This window comes from Duganella callida, from assembly GCF_004614165.1.
Lineage (GTDB): Bacteria > Pseudomonadota > Gammaproteobacteria > Burkholderiales > Burkholderiaceae_D > Rugamonas > Rugamonas callida.
The window spans coordinates 1-17,825 of sequence record NZ_SPVG01000113.1 but is presented as its reverse complement, the minus strand read 5'-3'; the positions used below and the strand labels follow the sequence as shown (position 1 = coordinate 17,825).

5 protein-coding genes and 1 pseudogene are annotated in these 17,825 nt (G+C 67.2%); 2 read left to right on the top strand and 4 right to left on the bottom strand.

The window, feature by feature from the left end; all coding sequences use genetic code 11:
* From E4L98_RS11525 to E4L98_RS11510, 4 genes and pseudogenes are all read right to left on the bottom strand, one after another.
* Window positions 1-328 (bottom strand): annotated as a pseudogene (locus tag E4L98_RS11525) (exodeoxyribonuclease V subunit alpha); the annotation flags it as partial.
* Window positions 318-4,031: an exodeoxyribonuclease V subunit beta gene (gene recB / locus E4L98_RS11520; RefSeq protein ID WP_135201705.1), complete on the bottom strand. Its 3,714-nt coding sequence runs from the start codon at window positions 4,029-4,031 to the stop codon at window positions 318-320. The gene recB and the pseudogene E4L98_RS11525, both read right to left, overlap by 11 nt.
* Window positions 4,028-7,471, bottom strand: a complete 3,444-nt coding sequence (recC, locus tag E4L98_RS11515; protein ID WP_135201704.1) for an exodeoxyribonuclease V subunit gamma — start codon at window positions 7,469-7,471, stop codon at window positions 4,028-4,030. Before recC ends, recB begins: the two co-directional genes overlap by 4 nt.
* A gap of 36 nt (window positions 7,472-7,507) precedes the next feature.
* On the bottom strand, window positions 7,508-10,615 hold the full coding sequence (locus E4L98_RS11510) for a CHASE domain-containing hybrid sensor histidine kinase/response regulator family protein (protein ID WP_135201703.1): 3,108 nt from the start codon (window positions 10,613-10,615) through the stop codon (window positions 7,508-7,510).
* Window positions 10,616-10,871: 256 nt separating this feature from the next.
* Here E4L98_RS11510 and E4L98_RS11505 point away from each other — a divergent pair, with 256 nt between their 5' ends.
* Both E4L98_RS11505 and E4L98_RS11500 read left to right on the top strand, forming a co-directional pair.
* The gene (locus E4L98_RS11505; protein WP_135201702.1) at window positions 10,872-12,758 is read left to right on the top strand and encodes a putative bifunctional diguanylate cyclase/phosphodiesterase; all 1,887 of its coding nucleotides are present in this window, start codon (window positions 10,872-10,874) and stop codon (window positions 12,756-12,758) included.
* 4 nt (window positions 12,759-12,762) lie between these two features.
* Entirely contained in the window at window positions 12,763-17,664 is a 4,902-nt protein-coding gene (locus E4L98_RS11500) for a HAMP domain-containing protein (protein WP_135201701.1), read from the top strand.
* The last annotated feature ends 161 nt before the right edge of the window (window positions 17,665-17,825 follow it).

The window sequence follows — 17,825 nt, the reverse complement described above, 5'->3', positions numbered from 1 at the left end:
CGGCGGTGGCGTCACCGCCGCGCGTAACGGGCTCGGCAGCCGGCGCGTTGTGGCCGGCGCAGGCGACAGTGGCCCGCAGGTCGCGCCATTCGTCGCCGCTCCAGCCCAGCAGCGCGGCCGGATCGGCGTTCAATTCGCTCAGCAGCAGGCAGCTGTGACCGCGCCCTTCCAGCTCGGATAGCAGCACGCAGGCCAGCATCAGCTGCGGCGACGTATCGGCCGGCGTCGCGCCCAGTGTCGCGATGAAGCGCGCGAACACGCCGCTCAGACGGCGCAACTTGCCCGCCTCGGTCAGCGCATCGATCTGCGCAAAAAACTTAGTACTCATTGGTCTCACCCAGCAAGCTGTCCAGTCCGTCCAGCAGTTCGGGATCCGGCGCGATGCGGTAGCAGCCGCGCGTCTGCGGGTTGCCTATGCCGCGCAGGAACATGAAAATCGCGCCGCCGAGGTGTTCGGCCGGATCGTAGGCGTCGCCCAGCCGGCTTTGCAGCAGGCGGTGCAGCGCCAGCATGTAGATCGCGCCCTGGATGTCGTAGCGATGCTCGGCCATGGCGGCGATCAGCGCCGGCTCATGGTAGGCGGCGTCGCCGCTGCCCAGCGCGTTCGATTTGTAGTCCAGCACCCAGTAGCGGCCCGCATGTTCGAACACCAGGTCGCAGAAACCTTTCAGCATGCCGTGCAGTTCGCGCTCGGGCAGCGCCGGCCGGCTGGCGCCGCCCAGCAGGTGCTGCGCGCACAGCCGGTCCAGCGCGGCGGTGCCGAGACGGTCGCTGGGGAACCAGAATTCCATTTCCGGCAGCGGCGCGGCGATGGCGCTCAGCGGCGCATCGAGATACGGCAGCGGCGTGGCGGCGATCACGCGCAGCCACGTTAGCGTGTCTTCGAGCCTGTTGGCCCAGCCGGCCCGCTCGATGCGGCGCGTCAGGCGGCTGTCGAAATGCTCGTGATCGACCATGTCGAAGCCCTCCTGCCCCATCCACTCCAGCTGCTCGTGCAGGAAATTGCCGGGCACTGAGCCGCGCGGGAAGCGGTGCCAAGGCGCGTCTTCCACCCGCAGCGGCTGCACCATGGCCGGTTGCCCGCCGTCCTCCAGCAGCTTTTCCTGCAAGGCGTCGCGCGGGACCACGCCGGCAGCGCTGATGGTGCCGGTCGGCCCGGTACGCCGCGCCAGCGAACTGAAACTGCCGACCGACCAGTCACGCTCGAAGTGAGCACCGTAATGCTGCGGATCCAGCAGCGGCGGCCGGGTTTCGACGCGGCTCAGGCGCGTCAGCTGGCCGGTCTGCGCCGGCAAGGTGCCGAGGCAGATGGCGTCGCAGCCCTGGCAGGCGTGCTGCCAGCGTTCCACCATCAGGTCGGACGGCAGCGCCGCGCCGCCGGTGAGCAGGTAGCCGAGCGCCGATTCGTGCAGCGTGTTTTCGCCGGACTTGCGGCTGGCCAGCGCGGTCACGCCCAGCCACAGGAAGTGGCGCGCGCGCGTCAGCGCCACGTACATCAGGCGCAGGTCTTCCTGCAGGCGCGCTTTTTCGACCAGCTCCAGCGCGGTGTCGGTGAGCGCCATGTCGATGCGGCGCACGCCATCGTCATCGCTGAATTCGAAGAAGCTGCGGTTGCGCCGCTCGACCTTGCGCGCGGTGACGGCAAACGGCAGGTACACCAGCGGATACTCCAGGCCTTTGGATTTGTGGACCGTGACCACCTTGACCAGCTCCGCGTCGCTTTCCAGACGCAGCACGCGCTCGTCGCTGGCGCCCTCGCCGCCTTCGATCTGCTCGGCGAGCCAGCGTATCAGCGCCTGTTCGCCGTCGAGCTGGCGGCTGGCCGACTGCAGCAGTTCGGCCAGGTGCAGCAGATTGGTCAGACGGCGCTCGCCGCCGATCTGCTGCAGCAGCGACGCGGGCAGGCGCAATTCGTGGATGAAGCGGCGCAGCATGGCCAGCACGCCCTGGCGCTGCCAGACGATGTGCAGCGCCTTCAGTTGTTCGACACGTTCCTCCCACGCCAGTTCGTCCGACGACAGGCGCGCCAGCTCGGCCAGCGGCAGGCCGGCGGTACGGGTGGCGAAGGCGGCGCGCGCCAGGCCGCCGTCGAGCGGATTGGCGACGGCGGTCAGCCAGCGCAGCACATCGGCCGCTTCCTCGCTGTCGGTGACGGCGTCCTTGTCCGACAAATACACGCTGGGCACGCCGCGCCGCTGCAGCGCGCGGCGGATGGCGGCGGCCTCCTTGCGGTCGCGCACCAGCACGGCGATATCGGCCGGCTGCAGGCGCTGGAAGCCTTCCGGGCCGTCGAAGCCGGTGCCGGCGTCATTCAACCTGGCGACGATGTCTTCCGCGCAGTGATGGGCGAAGTAGTCGCGGTAGCCGTCGGCCTTCAGATCCTGCGCGGCGCTGCAGGCGATCATCAGCGCCGGGATGTCGCCGTCGGCGCCGACCATGCGCTCCTTGCGGCCCTTGGCGTCCACCGCCTCGAACGGCAGCGGGTTGTCGCGCGTGACCGGATCGCGGAAACGGAAGGCGCCGCGCGCGAAGCCGTCGTCGGCGCCCCGGCCTTCGGCATGCAGGAACAGGTGGTTGACCGCCTCCACCACCGGCCGTGTCGAGCGGTAATTGGTGCCCAGCTGGTAGTGGCGCCCCGCCGTTGCGCGGCGCGCGGACAGATAGCTGTGGATGTCGGCGCCGCGGAAACCGTAGATCGACTGCTTCGGATCGCCGATCAGGAACAGGCCCGTTGCCGGATCGTTGTCGGCCACGCGGTACAGCTGATTGAAGATCTGGTACTGATTGGGTGCCGTGTCCTGGAATTCGTCCACCAGCGCCACCGGGTACTGCTCGGTGATGCGCTTGCGCAGCGCCGCGCCGTTTTCCCCCTGCAGCGCGGCATTCAGGCGGTCCAGCATGTCGGCAAAGCCGAACTGGCGGCTGCGTTTTTTCAGCTCGGCCATGCGGTCGGCCACGGCGGCGGCGGCGTGTCGGTACAGCGCATGCGACAGCGGTTCGATCTGGTCCAGCGCCTGCTTGAGCGGCTCGATGGCGTCGAAGTCGTCCGGCACGGCGGCGCTGAAATTCTTGGCGAAGGCATCCTCGATGCCCCACGGCGTCAGGCGCTTCCAGGCGGTGTCGGAGATATCGGGCATCACGGCGGCGGGATGCCGCGCCCATTCGCGCAGGCCGTTGAACCAGGCCGCCAGCGAATCGGCGCGCATCTTGTTGCCGTTGAAGCACTTGGGGTCGACCGCGCGGTGCTGTGCGATCCACTGTTCCATGCGATCGGCGCGCTCGTACCAGCCGGCTTTCAGTTGCGCGAGCCGGGCCTGATACTGGCGCTGCATCTGTTCGATCAGCACGGCCAGCGAAACACCACGCGCGGCGCCATCGCCGATGATGTCGGCGCGGCGCACCAGGTCGCGGATCGAGCGCTTCAGGGCGCCGACATCGGCCCAGCAGGACAGCAGCGCTTCCAGCGAGACGGCGTTCAGCGGATAGACTTGCTGACGCCAGTAGTCGTGCGCCGCGTCTTCGAACAGCGCCTGCTCGTCGCTGACCAGTTCCTCGTCGAACAGGCTGCCGCTGTCGAAGGCGTGCTCGCGCAGCATGCGCTGGCACCAGGCGTCGATGGTGAAGATGGCCGCTTCGTCCATGGTCTCCGCCGCCAGCTGCAGACGGTGCGCGGCCTGCTGCTGGGCGCCGTGGTCGGGATAGGATTCCAGCAGCGCGTCGAGATAGTCGTCGCGGTCGGCGCGGCCTGCGTGGGTGCGGAAGTAGTCGGCGGCAGCCACCAGCCGCTCGCGCACGCGGTTGGACAGCTCGCGCGTGGCGGCGCGGGTGAAGGTCATCACCAGGATGTCGGCCGGCAGCAGCGGGCGCTGGTAGGCATGGTCGCCGCCATGGCCCAACACCAGCCGCACGTACAGCGCGGCGATGGTCCAGGTCTTGCCGGTGCCGGCGCTGGCCTCGATCAGGCGCGAGCCGTGCAGCGGGAAGGTCAGCGGGGCCAGTTGATTGGCGCCGTTGTTACCAGTACCGCTCATGCCGCGCCCTCGCCTTCTATCTGTTCGATCGTCATATGCTGCTCCATCCAGTTCGCCAGTGGCTCGTACAGCGCGCGCGAGACGTCGTCGAAATCCGGTTCGGCGCTGAGCGCCATGAATTCCGGCCACAAGCGCCGCAGGCACAAGTCTTGGTTTTCGCCATTGACGTCGAAGCCGCCGTCGTAGACCGCGCGCGGATCGCCGTCGCGCACCAGCGCCAGCGCGGTCTTGCAGGCGGTCGGCAGCGGACGGTTCATGCCGTCGCGCCACAGGCAGACCAGTTCGCGCAGTGCTTCCTGGGCTTCCTCCGGGTCCAGCGGGCGCATGGTGACGATGGCGTCGCGCGCCACCAGGTAGCCGGTGACCGGCATGCCGGCGGCCGATACGGCCAGCTGGCGCAGCCACATGGCGATCAGCTTGTCGCCGCGCGGCCTGCCCTGCTTGTCGGCGACGCGCGAGGACAGCTGCGCCAGCCAGACGGTGTCGCTGCCGTTGCTGCGCAACTGGTCGATCCAGTCGTCCAGCGGCACCCGCGCCAGCATCAGGTTGACCGCGACCTTGGGCGCGGCATACGGATAATGCTGGCGCAGCGTCAGCCAGGCACAGCGTACCGGCACCAGCGCGTTGACCAGTTGGTCCTGGTACTGACGGCCGATCAGGCCGATCGGCAGCACGCCCTCGCGCGCCAGGCGTTCGGCGCGCTGGCTCAATTTATCGTAGACCTGCTCGATTTCTTCCGGCGTGTCGGCGTCGTCGAGCATGGTGTCTTCGAGCAGATAGCGTTCCAGCGCGTTGAGCGAGAACGGTTCCTCGTCTTCGCCGACCAGCGCCGCTTCGCCGAACGTCACGCCCAGGCGCTCGCGGAAGAAGTAGCGCACCGGCTGACGCACGAAGTTCACCAGCGCGCCCAGCTTGAGGCGGAATTTGTCGTCGATCTCGAACGGCGGCAGCGTGCTGTTGACGATGTCGGCGGTCTCCTCGCCGTGGGCCTCGCGCCACTCGCGCGCGTAGGTCAGCAGGCCGCCGTGCTCGAAGTAGCGGCGGCTGAACGGTTGCAGCGCGTGTTCCGTGGTGCGCGCGCGCAGGTCTGACGCCTGCATGGCCCAGCCGTTGACGAGGTAATCGCGCAGCTGCGACACCAGCACCGATGGCGGCTGTTCGCTGTTGTCGCGCACATTGCGCCCCACCCAGCTGATATACAGCTTGTCGCGCGCGGCCAACACCGCTTCCAGCATCAGATAGCGGTCGTCATCGCGGCGCGAGCGGTCGCCGGGGCGGTGCATGCCCGGCAGCGCCAACAGGTCGAAGTCGGCCTTGGGCGCGCGGCGCGGGAAGTCGCCGTCGTTCATGCCCAGCAGGCAGACCACGCGGAACGGCACGGCGCGCATCGGCATCAGCGTGCAGAAGGTGACGCCGCCCGAAACGAACTGGTGGTTCAGAGTCGGCTCTTCCATCAACCCCAGCCAGGCTTCGCGCAGCACCGACAGCGGCACCGCTTCCTCGAACGCGGCGCCGTCGCAGGTTTCCAGCCATTTGTTCAGGGCGTCGCTGAGCTGGGCCAGCGTCAGGCGGTCGTTTTCCTCGTTGGCCTTGAAGAAGGCGGCCAACAGCGCGCGCGCCTGCACGCCCCATTCGGCCGGGGTGCGCGACTGGGCCAGCACCGCGCGCCAGTGCAGCAGCGCTTCCACCAGTTGCGCCAGCGAGCCGGCCAGCGCGGCGTCCAGGCCGCCGACTTCGGCATACGGCTCGATGCCGGCGAAACTGCCGCCGCTTTCGCCACCGCCGCCGCTGGCATAGCCGAGCAGCATGCGGCGCACGCCGAAGATCCAGGCATTCTGCTCGCCGGCCGGCCCGAGTCCCAGGCCGCTGCGGTGCTGCTGGTCCAGACCCCAGCGCACGCCGGCGCCCTCGATCCAGCGGCCCAGCGTCGGCAGATCTTCCTCGTACAAGCCGAAACGCGCGGCCAGCGCCGGCACATCCAGCAGGTCGCGCACCTCGCTCTGGCGGCAGCGCTGTTGGGGCAGGCGCAGCAGCCATTCCAGCGCCACCAGCAGCGGATTCACGCTGCGATCGTTGACGTCGCCGATCTCGAACGGGATGTAGCGCGCGTCGCTGCGGCGGTGCTGCGCGAAGACGGCATGGATGGCGGCCGAGAAGGTGTCGATGTCGGGCACCATCACCACCACGTCGCGCGGGCGCAGCGGACGGCCGCTGTGTTGCGCCTCGGCGAACATGCGCAGCAGCTGGTCGTGCAGCACTTCGACTTCGCGCTGCACGCTGTGGGTGACGTGGAATTCGATGGAGCGGTCGTCGTCCGGCGGCGGCGTGTGCGGGTGTTCGGACAGCGGCAGCAGTTCGCGCACGGCGGCCTGCACCTGCTCCAGCAGGGTTTCGCCGGCACCGTCGCTGAACAGGTCGACGCGTAGCGGCGCCACGCTGTCGTCTTCGGCGGCGGCCGCCGCGGCCTGCGCCGCTTCGTCGAATTCGTCCAGCATGCGCACGAAGTCGCGGCCCTGGCGTCCCCAGCTCGCCAGCAGCGGATGGCTGTGCGCGTGCAGTTCCTCCAGCGGGATCTGGCCCAGGTCCTGGCCGTTGCGCAGCTGCTGGCGGCGGTGCGCGCTGCGCAGCAGGTCGCGGCCTTCGATGATGTCGCCCCAGTAGTACTGGCAGGGATTGGGCACGGCCAGCAGCACCTGGGTGTAGCGGGCGATGGCCGCCAGCGCCTGCAGGGTCTGGAACGGCAGCGCCGAGACGCCGAAGATCACCACGCGGCGCGGCAGGCGGCCCAGCGGTTCCTCGCCGGCGGCGCTGGCGCGCACGAATTCGGTGTGCACGGTGGCGCGGCCCAGGCCACGCTCGTGCGGCTCGACGTCATCGATCACGGCGCGCCACAACTGCGCCTGCCAGCGCTGGTCGTCCGGCAGCGGCAGCACGTCGCCGCGCGCGCCGCGCAGCTGATCACGGCCGGCGGCCCAGTCGTCCAGCCAGTCGGCGCGGTAGACCTGGTACTGGTCGAACAGGTCGGCCAGGCGTTCGGCCAGTTGCAAACGGCGCTCGCCGTCGCCGTCGGCCAGGAAGTGGCGCAGCGGCGCGAACACCGGCTCGGACAGCAGCGCCGGCAGCAAACGCATCAGGCGCCAGGTCAGCGGCCCCTTGTCGAAGGCGGAGATGGGCGGCACGCGCTCGCGGCCCAGCATGCCGCGGTAGGCGTCCCACAGGAAGCGCGCCGGCAGCGCCACGCGGGCGGCGGCGCAGATACCCATTTCCTCGGCCAGGGCGATTTTCAGCCACTCGGCCACGCCGTTGGACTGCACCAGGAAAATTTCCGATTCCAGCGCCCCCAGCGGGTGGTTGCGCAGCCACTGGAATACGGCGGCGCGCAGCTGTTCCATCTGGTTGCCGTGCAAAATCAGCAAGCCGGGGGTGATGCCAGGGTGCATAGGAATGTCGGAAATGATCGAAGCCGTATTATCGCTCTAGCCCGGAGCGTATGCCAGCAGTTCCTGTTCGATATGCTGATCCAGCACAGACAACATGGCGTGCAGCTCGCGCACGATGCGGCTGGCGTTGGCGGCGTCGGCATCCTTGCGCACCTGCTCCAGCGCATAGCACAGGTTGCCGAACTGCATGGCGCCGACCGCGCGCGCGGCCGACTTGATGCGGTGCCCCAGTTCCGACAGGTGTTCCAGGTCTTCCATGGCCAGCGCTTCGTCGACTTCCTGCAGGCCGTCGCGGGCCGAGCTCAGGAACAGCAGCGCATATTTGCGCATCTTGTCCGGCTTGCCGCCGAAGGTCAGCGCCAGCGCGGCGACGTCGAACAGCTCGGCCGGCGCGTCGGCATCGACCGGCGGCGCCGTGGCCGGCGACACCGGCGCCGAGAGCAACTGCCCCGGCAGGGTGACGCCCGACAACGGCTGCTCGCGCGCGGATTGCAGCGGCGGCGCGGAGATATACGAAGGTGGTGGCTGCGGCGTCGGCGGCGCCGGCCTGGCGCGCTGGCGCATCCATTTGCACAGCATGTTGAACAGCTGCTTGGGCGCGATCGGCTTGGTCACGAATTCGTCCATGCCGGCGTCCAGGCAGCGCTGCTGGTCGTCGCGGCCGGCGTTGGCGGTCATGGCGATGATCAGCGTGGCGGCCAGCCGCGGGTGGGCGCGGATCAGGCGCGTGGCCTCGTAACCGTCCATCACCGGCATCTGCACATCCATCAGCACGCAGTCGAAATGCTCCTTGAGCAGCAGGTCGATCGCCTCCTTGCCGTTGTTGGCGACGCAGACGGTGGCGCCGGCGTCTTCCAGCAGTTCCTGGCCCACCTGCTGGCTGAAGATATTGTCCTCCACCAGCAGGATGGAGGCGCCGCCGATGCTGTCCAATACATCCTGGTGCACCGGCTCGTCGCTGGGCTGCAGGAAGCGCACGCCTTTCGCCAGCCGCGCGGTGAACCAGAAGGTGCTGCCCGCGCCCGGCGTGCTGTCGACGCCCACCGCGCCGCCCATCAGTTCTGCCAGCTGCTTGCTGATCACCAGCCCCAGCCCGGTGCCGCCGTAGCGGCGCGTGGTCGAGGTGTCGGCCTGGTGGAAGGACTGGAACAGTTCCGCCACCTGCGAGGCCGACATGCCGATGCCGTGGTCCTGCACCTCGAAGCGCACCATGATGTGCGTATCGCGCTCCTCCACCGGACGCGCACGCACGATCACCTGGCCGTCGCGCGAGAACTTGATGGCGTTGCTGGTGAAGTTGAGCAGCACCTGCTCCAGCCGCAGCGGATCGCCGCGCAGCTGGTGCGACAGCCCGGGCGCGATCTCGTACACCAGCGCCAGTCCGCGCGTGGTGGCGCTCTCGCCCAGCTGGGCCGACAGGTTGGCCAGCAGCGCGTCGAGCGTAAAGTCCAGCACTTCCAGGTCCATCTTGCCGGCTTCGATCTTGGAAAAGTCGAGGATGTCGTTGATGATGCCCAGCAGGTGCTGGCCCGAGTGGTAAATCTTCTGCAGGTAATCGCGCTGCTTGGGATGGGTGACCGATTTCAGCGCCAGGTGCGCCATGCCGATGATGGAGTTCATCGGCGTGCGGATCTCGTGGCTCATGTTGGAGAGGAAATCGGACTTGGCCTGATTGGCGGCGTCGGCCTCCTCCTTCAGCTTGTGCAGCGCGGTGACGTCGGTCGACAGGCCGATCACCGCGTTGAACGAGCGCCCCAGCTCGACCGGCACCTTGACGGTCCACAGATGCTGCACCGCGCCGTCGCGGCCGGTGAAGCAGGTGTCGCCGCTGCGCTTGAGGTTGTCGGCGAACACCGGCCGCTCCATGGCCCATTCAGCATCGGCCGCCGCCTGCGGCATCAGCTCGCGATCGAGCTTGCCGATGATGTCGCGCACCGGCAGCCCGATCGACTCGGCCTTGCGCGCGTTGACGTAGATGTAGCGCCGCTGCTGATCCTTCATGTAGACGTGGGCGTCGACGTTGTTCAGCACCGTATCGAGCAGCACGCCCTGCTTGATGGCGCGCCGGCGCGAGGCATACAGCAGGAACATATAGCTGTATAACAGCAGCGCGCCCGCAAAGCCGGTCAGCGCGGCGATCCACGGGAAGTAATGGTCGAAGCGGGTCAGCAGCGCATCCTTGCGCACCTGGAACTGCGCCTTCCACAGGCTGCCGTGGAAATCGATCGGCAGCACGGTCTCGAAATAGCGGCCGCGCTGGTCGGGCGGCAGCGGCGTGATGCTCATGGCGCCGCTGTCGTTGAACAGCAGGCGGTCGCCGGGTTCGATCACCAGGCGGCGCTGTTCGACGTCGCTGCTGCCGTCGGCGTACAGGTTCAAATGCACCTGGCGCACCGTCATTTCATCGATGGCGCCCTGCACCAGGCGCGGGATGCTGAAGCCGGCGCCGACCGAGCCCAGATACGCGGCGCGGCGCTGTTCCACCGTGTCCAACGGCAGGCCGCGGCGGTACACCGGCATGCGCACCCCCATGCCGTAGTGCGGCGTCGGCGTCTGCAGGATCAGCGGCTGGCCGGAGGTGCCGACCTGACCGCTGTCGCGCGAGGCCGCCAGCTGGCGCGCCACCAGCGGAATGGCGGCAATGTCCACGCCCATCCGTTCGGCGCGCATGGCGGCCGGCTCCAGGTAAGTCAGCACCGCGTACTGGTCGCGCCGGCCCGGCGGGCGGATGTCGAAATCGGCATAGCCCTCGGCGCGCACGGCGGCGACATAGGCATCGCGTTCGGCGTCACTGATCTGCGGCGCCCAGCTCAGCGCTTCGATGGCCGGGAAGTGACGCGCGATATCCAGGCTTTCCACATATTGATGGAACTGGGTGCGCGTGATCTGTTCCGATGTCTGGAACAGCGCCACCAGGCCGCGTGTCAGGTCGGCATAGGATTTGATCCGCGCCGAGACGCCGTACTGGGTGCTGCGCGCCAGGTTCTCGAAACGCTGCGCCGCATCGTCGTCGACGGTTTTCAGCGCCAGGCCATACAGCAAGGCGCCCAGGGCCGCCGCCAGCGCGCAGCCGGCGCCCCAGAACGCCAGACGCGCGCCGATGCGGCCCTTTCTCGTTTTCGCCGTTGTGAGCACTCTTTGCATGACAGCAGCATACTATTAATGCCGCGCGGGAACCAGTGAAAGAATTAGTGAGAATTCAACGGTTCATGCTCAATCGTGCGCAGAAGAAAATTTAGTTCCGATAATATTTTTTGCGTGGCAGAGGGCTAGTAGTTTCATTAACAAATATATAAAATCACACGAAGTGCTGCTGTGTGGCGTCGCACAATATTGCTGGCAACGCAGCACTGATAAGAGTATCTTTTTACCGTCCAAAACCGATACAGAACTTCCAGCCGTGCAGATCCCGAAAGTTTTACTCGTCAATGACGACCAGGCCAGCCTGTACGCGCTGGAAAGCCTGCTGCTGGAGGCGGCCGGCCAGCAGGTGTATGAGCTGATCAGCGCCGGTTCCGGCAAGGAGGCGCTGCGCCAGGTGCTGCTGAACGAGTTTGCCGTGATCCTGCTCGATGTCAGCATGCCCGGCATGGACGGCTTCGAAACGGCCGAGGCGATCCACTCGCATCCGCGCTCGGCCGGCACGCCGATCATTTTCATCACCGCCCACTACGCCGACGAAATCAACCGCCTGAAGGGCTACCAGCGCGGCGCCGCCGATTATCTGTTCACGCCGGTGATTCCGCAGATCTTGCAGGCCAAGGTGGCGGTGTTCGTGGAAATGAGCAAAAAGAACATGCTGATGCGGCGGCAGGCCGAGGAGCTGGCGCGGCTGAACCAGGACCTGCGCGTGCAGCGGCTGCAGGACCTGGAGCGCATCAACGCCGAACTGGAGCAGGAGATCCGCGAGCGCAAACAGGCCGAGCTGCGCGCGCACGAGCTGTCGACGCGCGACGCGCTGACCAATCTGCTCAACCGGCGCGCGCTGATCCAGCAGCTGGAGCACGCCGTGGCCACGGCCGACCGCAGCGGCGTCGGCTTCGCCCTGCTGTTCCTCGATCTGGACAAGTTCAAGCCGATCAACGACACCTACGGCCACGAGGTCGGCGACGAGCTGCTGCGCCAGGTGGCCGCGCGGCTGACGGCGGCGGTGCGCGTGGCCGACATCGTGGCGCGGCTGGGCGGCGATGAATTCGTCGTGCTGATCGAGGGGAAGTCGGCGTCGGCCAACGCCGCCCGCGTCGGCCGCAAGATCGAGATGGCCTGCGGGCTGCCGTTCGACATCGGCGCGCACCGGCTGAAGACCGCCGCCAGCATCGGCATCGCCCTGTATCCGCAGGACGGCGCCGACGCCCAGGCGCTGATGAAAAACGCCGACACCGCGATGTACCACGCCAAGCAGCACGGCGCCACCCCGGTGCAATTCTTCCACGAGGAGCTGAACGTGCGCGAGCGCGAACGCGAGCAGTGGACGCTGGAGCTGCGCAAGGCGCTGGCCGCCGGCCAGCTGGAGTTGCGCTATCAGCCGCAGGTCGATCTGCACAGCGGCCAGATCACCGCGGCCGAAGCGCTGTTGTACTGGCGCCATCCGCAGCGCGGCCTGCTGGACGCGCCGCAGTTCCTGCCGCAGGTGCAGGAGCGCGCGCTGCTGGAACGCGTCGACGCCTGGGTGATCGGCCAGAGCTGCGCCCAGGCCTCGCTGTGGCAAAGCCTGCACCGCGGTGGCCACGGTGGCCAGAGCGGCGCGCCGTTGTGCATCTGGCTCAATCTGGCGGCGCCGCAGCTGCACGCGGAGGTGGCGCACGCGCTGCTGCCGGCCATGCGCCGGCATGGCCTGGCGCCGGGCAGCATCGGCATCGAGCTGCATGAAAAACTGCTGCTGGGCGCCGCCGAACCGCTGGGCCAGTTGCTGACGCAGCTGCAGAATGCCGGCGTGCGCGTGGCGCTCGACGATTTCGGCAGCGCGCGCTCGTCGCTGGCGGCCTGCAAGCGCTGGCAGCTGAACGTATTGAAGATCGACCGCCATTTCGTCCACGGCATCGGTGTGGACGAAGGCGGCGCCGATCTGGTCGCGGCCGTGATCCACCTGGCGCGCGCGCTGGCGATGCGTACCGTGGCCATCGGCGTGGAAACACGCGCGCAACTGGAAACGCTGCGCGCCCTCGGCTGCCACGCCGCCCAGGGCGACCTGTTTTATCCGCCGCTGCCGGCGGCCAGCCTGCTGGAACAAGGCGGCGGCGCGGACTTCCCTTCCAAGACTCCTTCCCTCCTGAACAACGAGGACTAGAACCATGAACGATATGACCGACCTGGGCGAACAGCTGGATGCCAAGACCCTGCTCTCCACGCTGATGGCACTGAAAAAAGGCGATTTTTCAGTGCGCATGCCATCCGACTGGATAGGCATGGCCGGCAAGATTGCCGATACCCTCAACGATATCATCGACACCAAGGCGCGCATGGTCAGCGAGGTGACGGAGGTCAGCCGCGTGGTGGGCCGCGAGGGCCGGCTGACGCAGCGCGCCGAGATGCCGCACGCGGCCGGCGGCTGGGCCACCATCATTTCGTCGGTGAATGCGCTGATCGACGACCTGGTGCGTCCGACCACGGAAATGGCGCGCGTGATCGGCGCGGTGGCCAAGGGCGACCTGTCGCAGACCATGGCGCTGGAGGTGGACGGCCATCCGCTGAAGGGGCAGTACCTGCGCGCGGCGATGACGGCGAACACCATGGTGGAACAGCTGTCATCGTTCTCGTCCGAGGTGACGCGCGTGGCGCGCGAGGTGGGCACGGAAGGCAAGCTGGGCGGCCAGGCGCAGGTGAAGGGCGTGGCCGGCACCTGGAAGGACTTGACCGACTCGGTGAACTCGATGGCGGGTAACCTGACGTCGCAGGTGCGTAACATCGCCGAGGTGACCACGGCGGTGGCGAACGGCGACTTGTCGAAGAAGATCACGGTCGACGTGCGCGGCGAGATCCTGCAGCTGAAGGACACCATCAACGTGATGGTGGACCAGCTGCGTTCCTTCGCGTCCGAGGTGACGCGGGTGGCGCGCGAGGTGGGCACCGAGGGTAAACTGGGCGGCCAGGCCTACGTGCCGGGCGTGGGCGGCACCTGGAAGGACTTGACCGACAACGTGAACTTCATGGCGTCCAACCTGACCGACCAGGTGCGCAACATCGCGGCGGTGACGACGGCGGTGGCGAACGGCGACCTGTCGAAGAAGATCACGGTGGACGTGAAGGGCGAGATCCTGGAGCTGAAGAACACCATCAACGTGATGGTGGACCAGCTGTCCTCGTTCGCGTCGGAGGTGACCCGCGTGGCGCGCGAGGTGGGTACGGAAGGTAAACTGGGCGGCCAGGCGCAGGTGAAGGGCGTGGCCGGTACGTGGAAGGACTTGACCGACTCGGTGAACTCGATGGCGGGCAACCTGACCGGCCAGGTGCGTAACATCGCCGAGGTGACCACGGCGGTGGCGAACGGCGACTTGTCGAAGAAGATCACGGTGGACGTGAAGGGCGAGATCCTGGAGCTGAAAAACACCATCAACGTGATGGTGGACCAGCTGAACTCCTTCGCTTCCGAAGTGACGCGGGTGGCGCGCGAGGTGGGTACGGAGGGCAAGCTGGGCGGCCAGGCGAATGTGTCGGGCGTGGCCGGCACGTGGAAGGACTTGACCGACAACGTGAACTTCATGGCGTCCAACCTGACGGGCCAGGTGCGTAACATCGCGGACGTGACCACGGCGGTGGCGAACGGCGACCTGTCGAAGAAGATCACGGTGGACGTGAAAGGCGAGATTCTGGAACTGAAAAACACCATCAACGTGATGGTGGACCAGTTGTCCTCGTTCGCCTCGGAAGTGACGCGGGTGGCGCGCGAGGTCGGTACGGAAGGCAAGCTGGGCGGCCAGGCCTACGTGCCGGGCGTGGGCGGCACCTGGAAGGACTTGACCGACAACGTGAACTTCATGGCGTCCAATCTGACCGGCCAGGTGCGTAACATCGCCGCGGTGACCACGGCGGTGGCGCGCGGCGACCTGTCCAAGAAGATCACGGTGGACGTCAAGGGCGAGATCCTGGAGCTGAAGGACACCATCAACGTGATGGTGGACCAGCTGTCGTCGTTCGCGTCGGAAGTGACGCGGGTGGCGCGCGAGGTGGGTACGGAAGGTAAGCTGGGCGGCCAGGCCAACGTGTCCGGCGTGGCGGGAACGTGGAAGGACCTGACCGAGAACGTCAACCAGCTGGCGGCGAACCTGACCAACCAGGTGCGCGCGATCGCCGAGGTGGCGACGGCGGTGACGCGCGGCGACTTGTCGCGTTCCATCCAGGTCGAGGCGCGCGGCGAGGTGTCCTACCTGAAGGACAACATCAACGAGATGATCCGCAACCTGAAGGACACGACGCTGAAGAACGCGCAGCAGGACTGGCTGAAGACCAACCTGGCGCGCTTCACCCGTCTGCTGCAGGGCCAGCGCGACCTGCAGGCGGTGACCAAGCTGATTCTGTCCGAGCTGGCGCCGCTGGTGTCGGCGCACCACGGCGTGTTCTACATGATGGATTCGGGCGATTCCGATGCGCGCCTGCGCATGATCGCCAGCTACGGCTACCGTTCCAGCCGCAAGCTGCCGACCTCCTTCCTGCCGGGCGAGGGCCTGGTCGGCCAGTGCGCGCTGGAGAAGGTGCGGATCTGGCTGACCGACGTGCCGCGCGATTACATCGTGGTGTCGTCCGGCCTGGGCGCGGCGCCGCCGACCAATATCGTGGTGCTGCCGATCCTGTTCGAGCAGCAGGTCAAGGCGGTGATCGAGATCGCCTCGCTGGACCGCTTCACCGAGACCCACCTGTCCTTCCTGGACCAGCTGATGGAGTCGATCGGCGTGGTGCTGAACACCATCGAGGCGAACAGCCGCACCGAGTCGCTGCTGACGCAGTCGCAGTCGCTGGCGCAGGAACTGCAGCAGACCAACCAGGAACTGGCGGAAAAGGCGCGCCTGCTGTCCGAGCAGAATATCGAGGTGGAGCGCAAGAACCGCGAGGTGGAACAGGCCAAGCTGGCGCTGGAAGAGAAAGCCACGCAGCTGGCGCTGTCCTCCAAGTATAAATCCGAGTTCCTGGCGAATATGTCGCACGAGCTGCGCACGCCGCTGAATTCCTTGCTGATCCTGGCACAGCAGCTGGGCGACAACCCGGACGGCAACCTGTCGCCGAAACAGGTGGAATTCGCCAAGACCATTCACGGCTCGGGCTCCGACCTGCTGACGCTGATCAACGATATTCTGGACCTGTCGAAGATCGAATCGGGCACGGTCACGCTGGACGTGTCGGAGTACCGCTTCCAGAACCTGCGCAATTACGTCGAGCGGACCTTCCGCCACATGGCGGAGGCCAAGCACCTGGGCTTCCACGTCGAGCTGCGCGACGGCCTGCCGACCGCGATGATGACCGATACCACGCGCCTGCAGCAGGTGCTGAAAAACCTGCTGTCGAACGCGTTCAAGTTCACCACCCACGGCCAGGTGTCGCTGGCCATCAGTCTGGTGAGCAGCGGCTTCTCGGCCGACCACCCCAACCTGCTGCATGCCGACGCGGTGCTGTCGTTCGCGGTCAGCGATACCGGCGTCGGCATCGCGGCCGACAAGCTGCAGCTGATCTTCGAGGCGTTCCAGCAGGCGGACGGTTCGACCGCGCGCAAATACGGCGGCACCGGCCTGGGCCTGTCGATTTCGCGCGAGCTGGCGCGCCTGCTGGGCGGCGAGATCCGCGTCGAGTCGGTGGTCGGCAGCGGTTCGACCTTCACGCTGTTCCTGCCGTATAACCGCGCCGGCTTCGTCAACTACGACATGACGCGCGCGCCGCAGGTGCGGCTGCCGGCGCCGTCGCCGCAGGTGGTGTACACGCCGCCGGCCTACACCGAGCATCTGCCGGATCACGATGTGGCCAGCGTGGCCTCCGAGCTCGATGCGGACCTGGACGAATACAGCTCCAGCGACGACCGCGGACTGGTGGCGCCGGGCGATCCGTCGGTGCTGATCATCGAGGACGACGAGCGCTTCGCGCAGATCGTGCTGGGCTTCGCGCGCGAGAAGAATTTCAAGGGCATCGTCACCATGCACGGCGATTCGGCCCTCAGCCTGGCGCGCGATTACCTGCCGTCGGCGATCTTCCTGGACCTGGACCTGCCGGACATCGACGGCTTCACGGTGCTGGACCGCCTGAAACGCGATCCAAGCACGCGCCATATCCCGGTGCACGTGATGTCCAGCCTGCGCGAGCGCGAGCGCGCGCTGCGGCTGGGGGCGATATCGTACCTGAACAAGCCGGTCAGCAAGGATGCGCTGCAGGAGGAATTCTCGCGCATCCAGAAGTTCCTGCTGGGCGGCAAACGCAGCCTGCTGGTGGTCGACGACGAGCCGGCGCAGCGCGAGTCCATCGTGTCGCTGATCGGCGACGCGGACATCCATATCGTGGCGGTGGATACCGGTCAGGCGGCGCTGGATGCGCTGCGCGAGCAGCATTTCGACTGCATGGTGCTGGACCTGACGCTGCCCGATATCAGCGGCTTCGACCTGCTGGACATCATCGGCAAGGACGAGTCGCTGCGCGATCTGCCGATCGTGATCAACACCGCCAAGGATCTGAACCGCAAGGAGGTGGCCAAGCTGAAGCGCTACGCCAAGACCATCGTGATCAAGGATGCGCGTTCGCCCGAGCGGCTGCTGGACGAGACGGCGCTGTTCCTGCACCGTTCGCAGGCCAGCCTGCCGGAGGCGCAGCGGCGCATGCTGGAGGAGATTCACGCGGCCGAGGGCGGGCTGGCGGGACGCAGGGTGCTGATCGTCGACGATGACTTGCGCAACATCTTCGCGCTGTCGTCGCTGCTGGAGCGCCAGCAAATGCAGGTGCTGTTCGCCGAGAATGGCCGCGACGGCATCGAGGTGCTGGAGCGCGATCCGTCGATCGAGATCGTGCTGATGGATATCATGATGCCGGAGATGGACGGCTACGACACGATGCGGGCGATCCGCCGCATCCCGAAGTTCAAGTCGCTGCCGATCATCACGCTGACGGCGAAGGCGATGAAGGGGGACCGCGACAAGTGCATCGCGGCGGGTGCGTCGGACTACATCACCAAGCCGGTGGATGTGGCGCAGCTGCTGTCGCTGATGCGCGTGTGGCTGCACTGATATGAATTCCTTGTTCGATTCGATCAAGGCGGCGCTGCGCGGGGGCGCGGCGCACGAACCACCCGTGTCAACGCCGCCGCCGGCAACGCCGGAGCCGCGCCAGGCCGGCGACGAACCGCCGCAATACGCCGTGCTGCCGCTGCCGCCGCGCCGGCATGCGG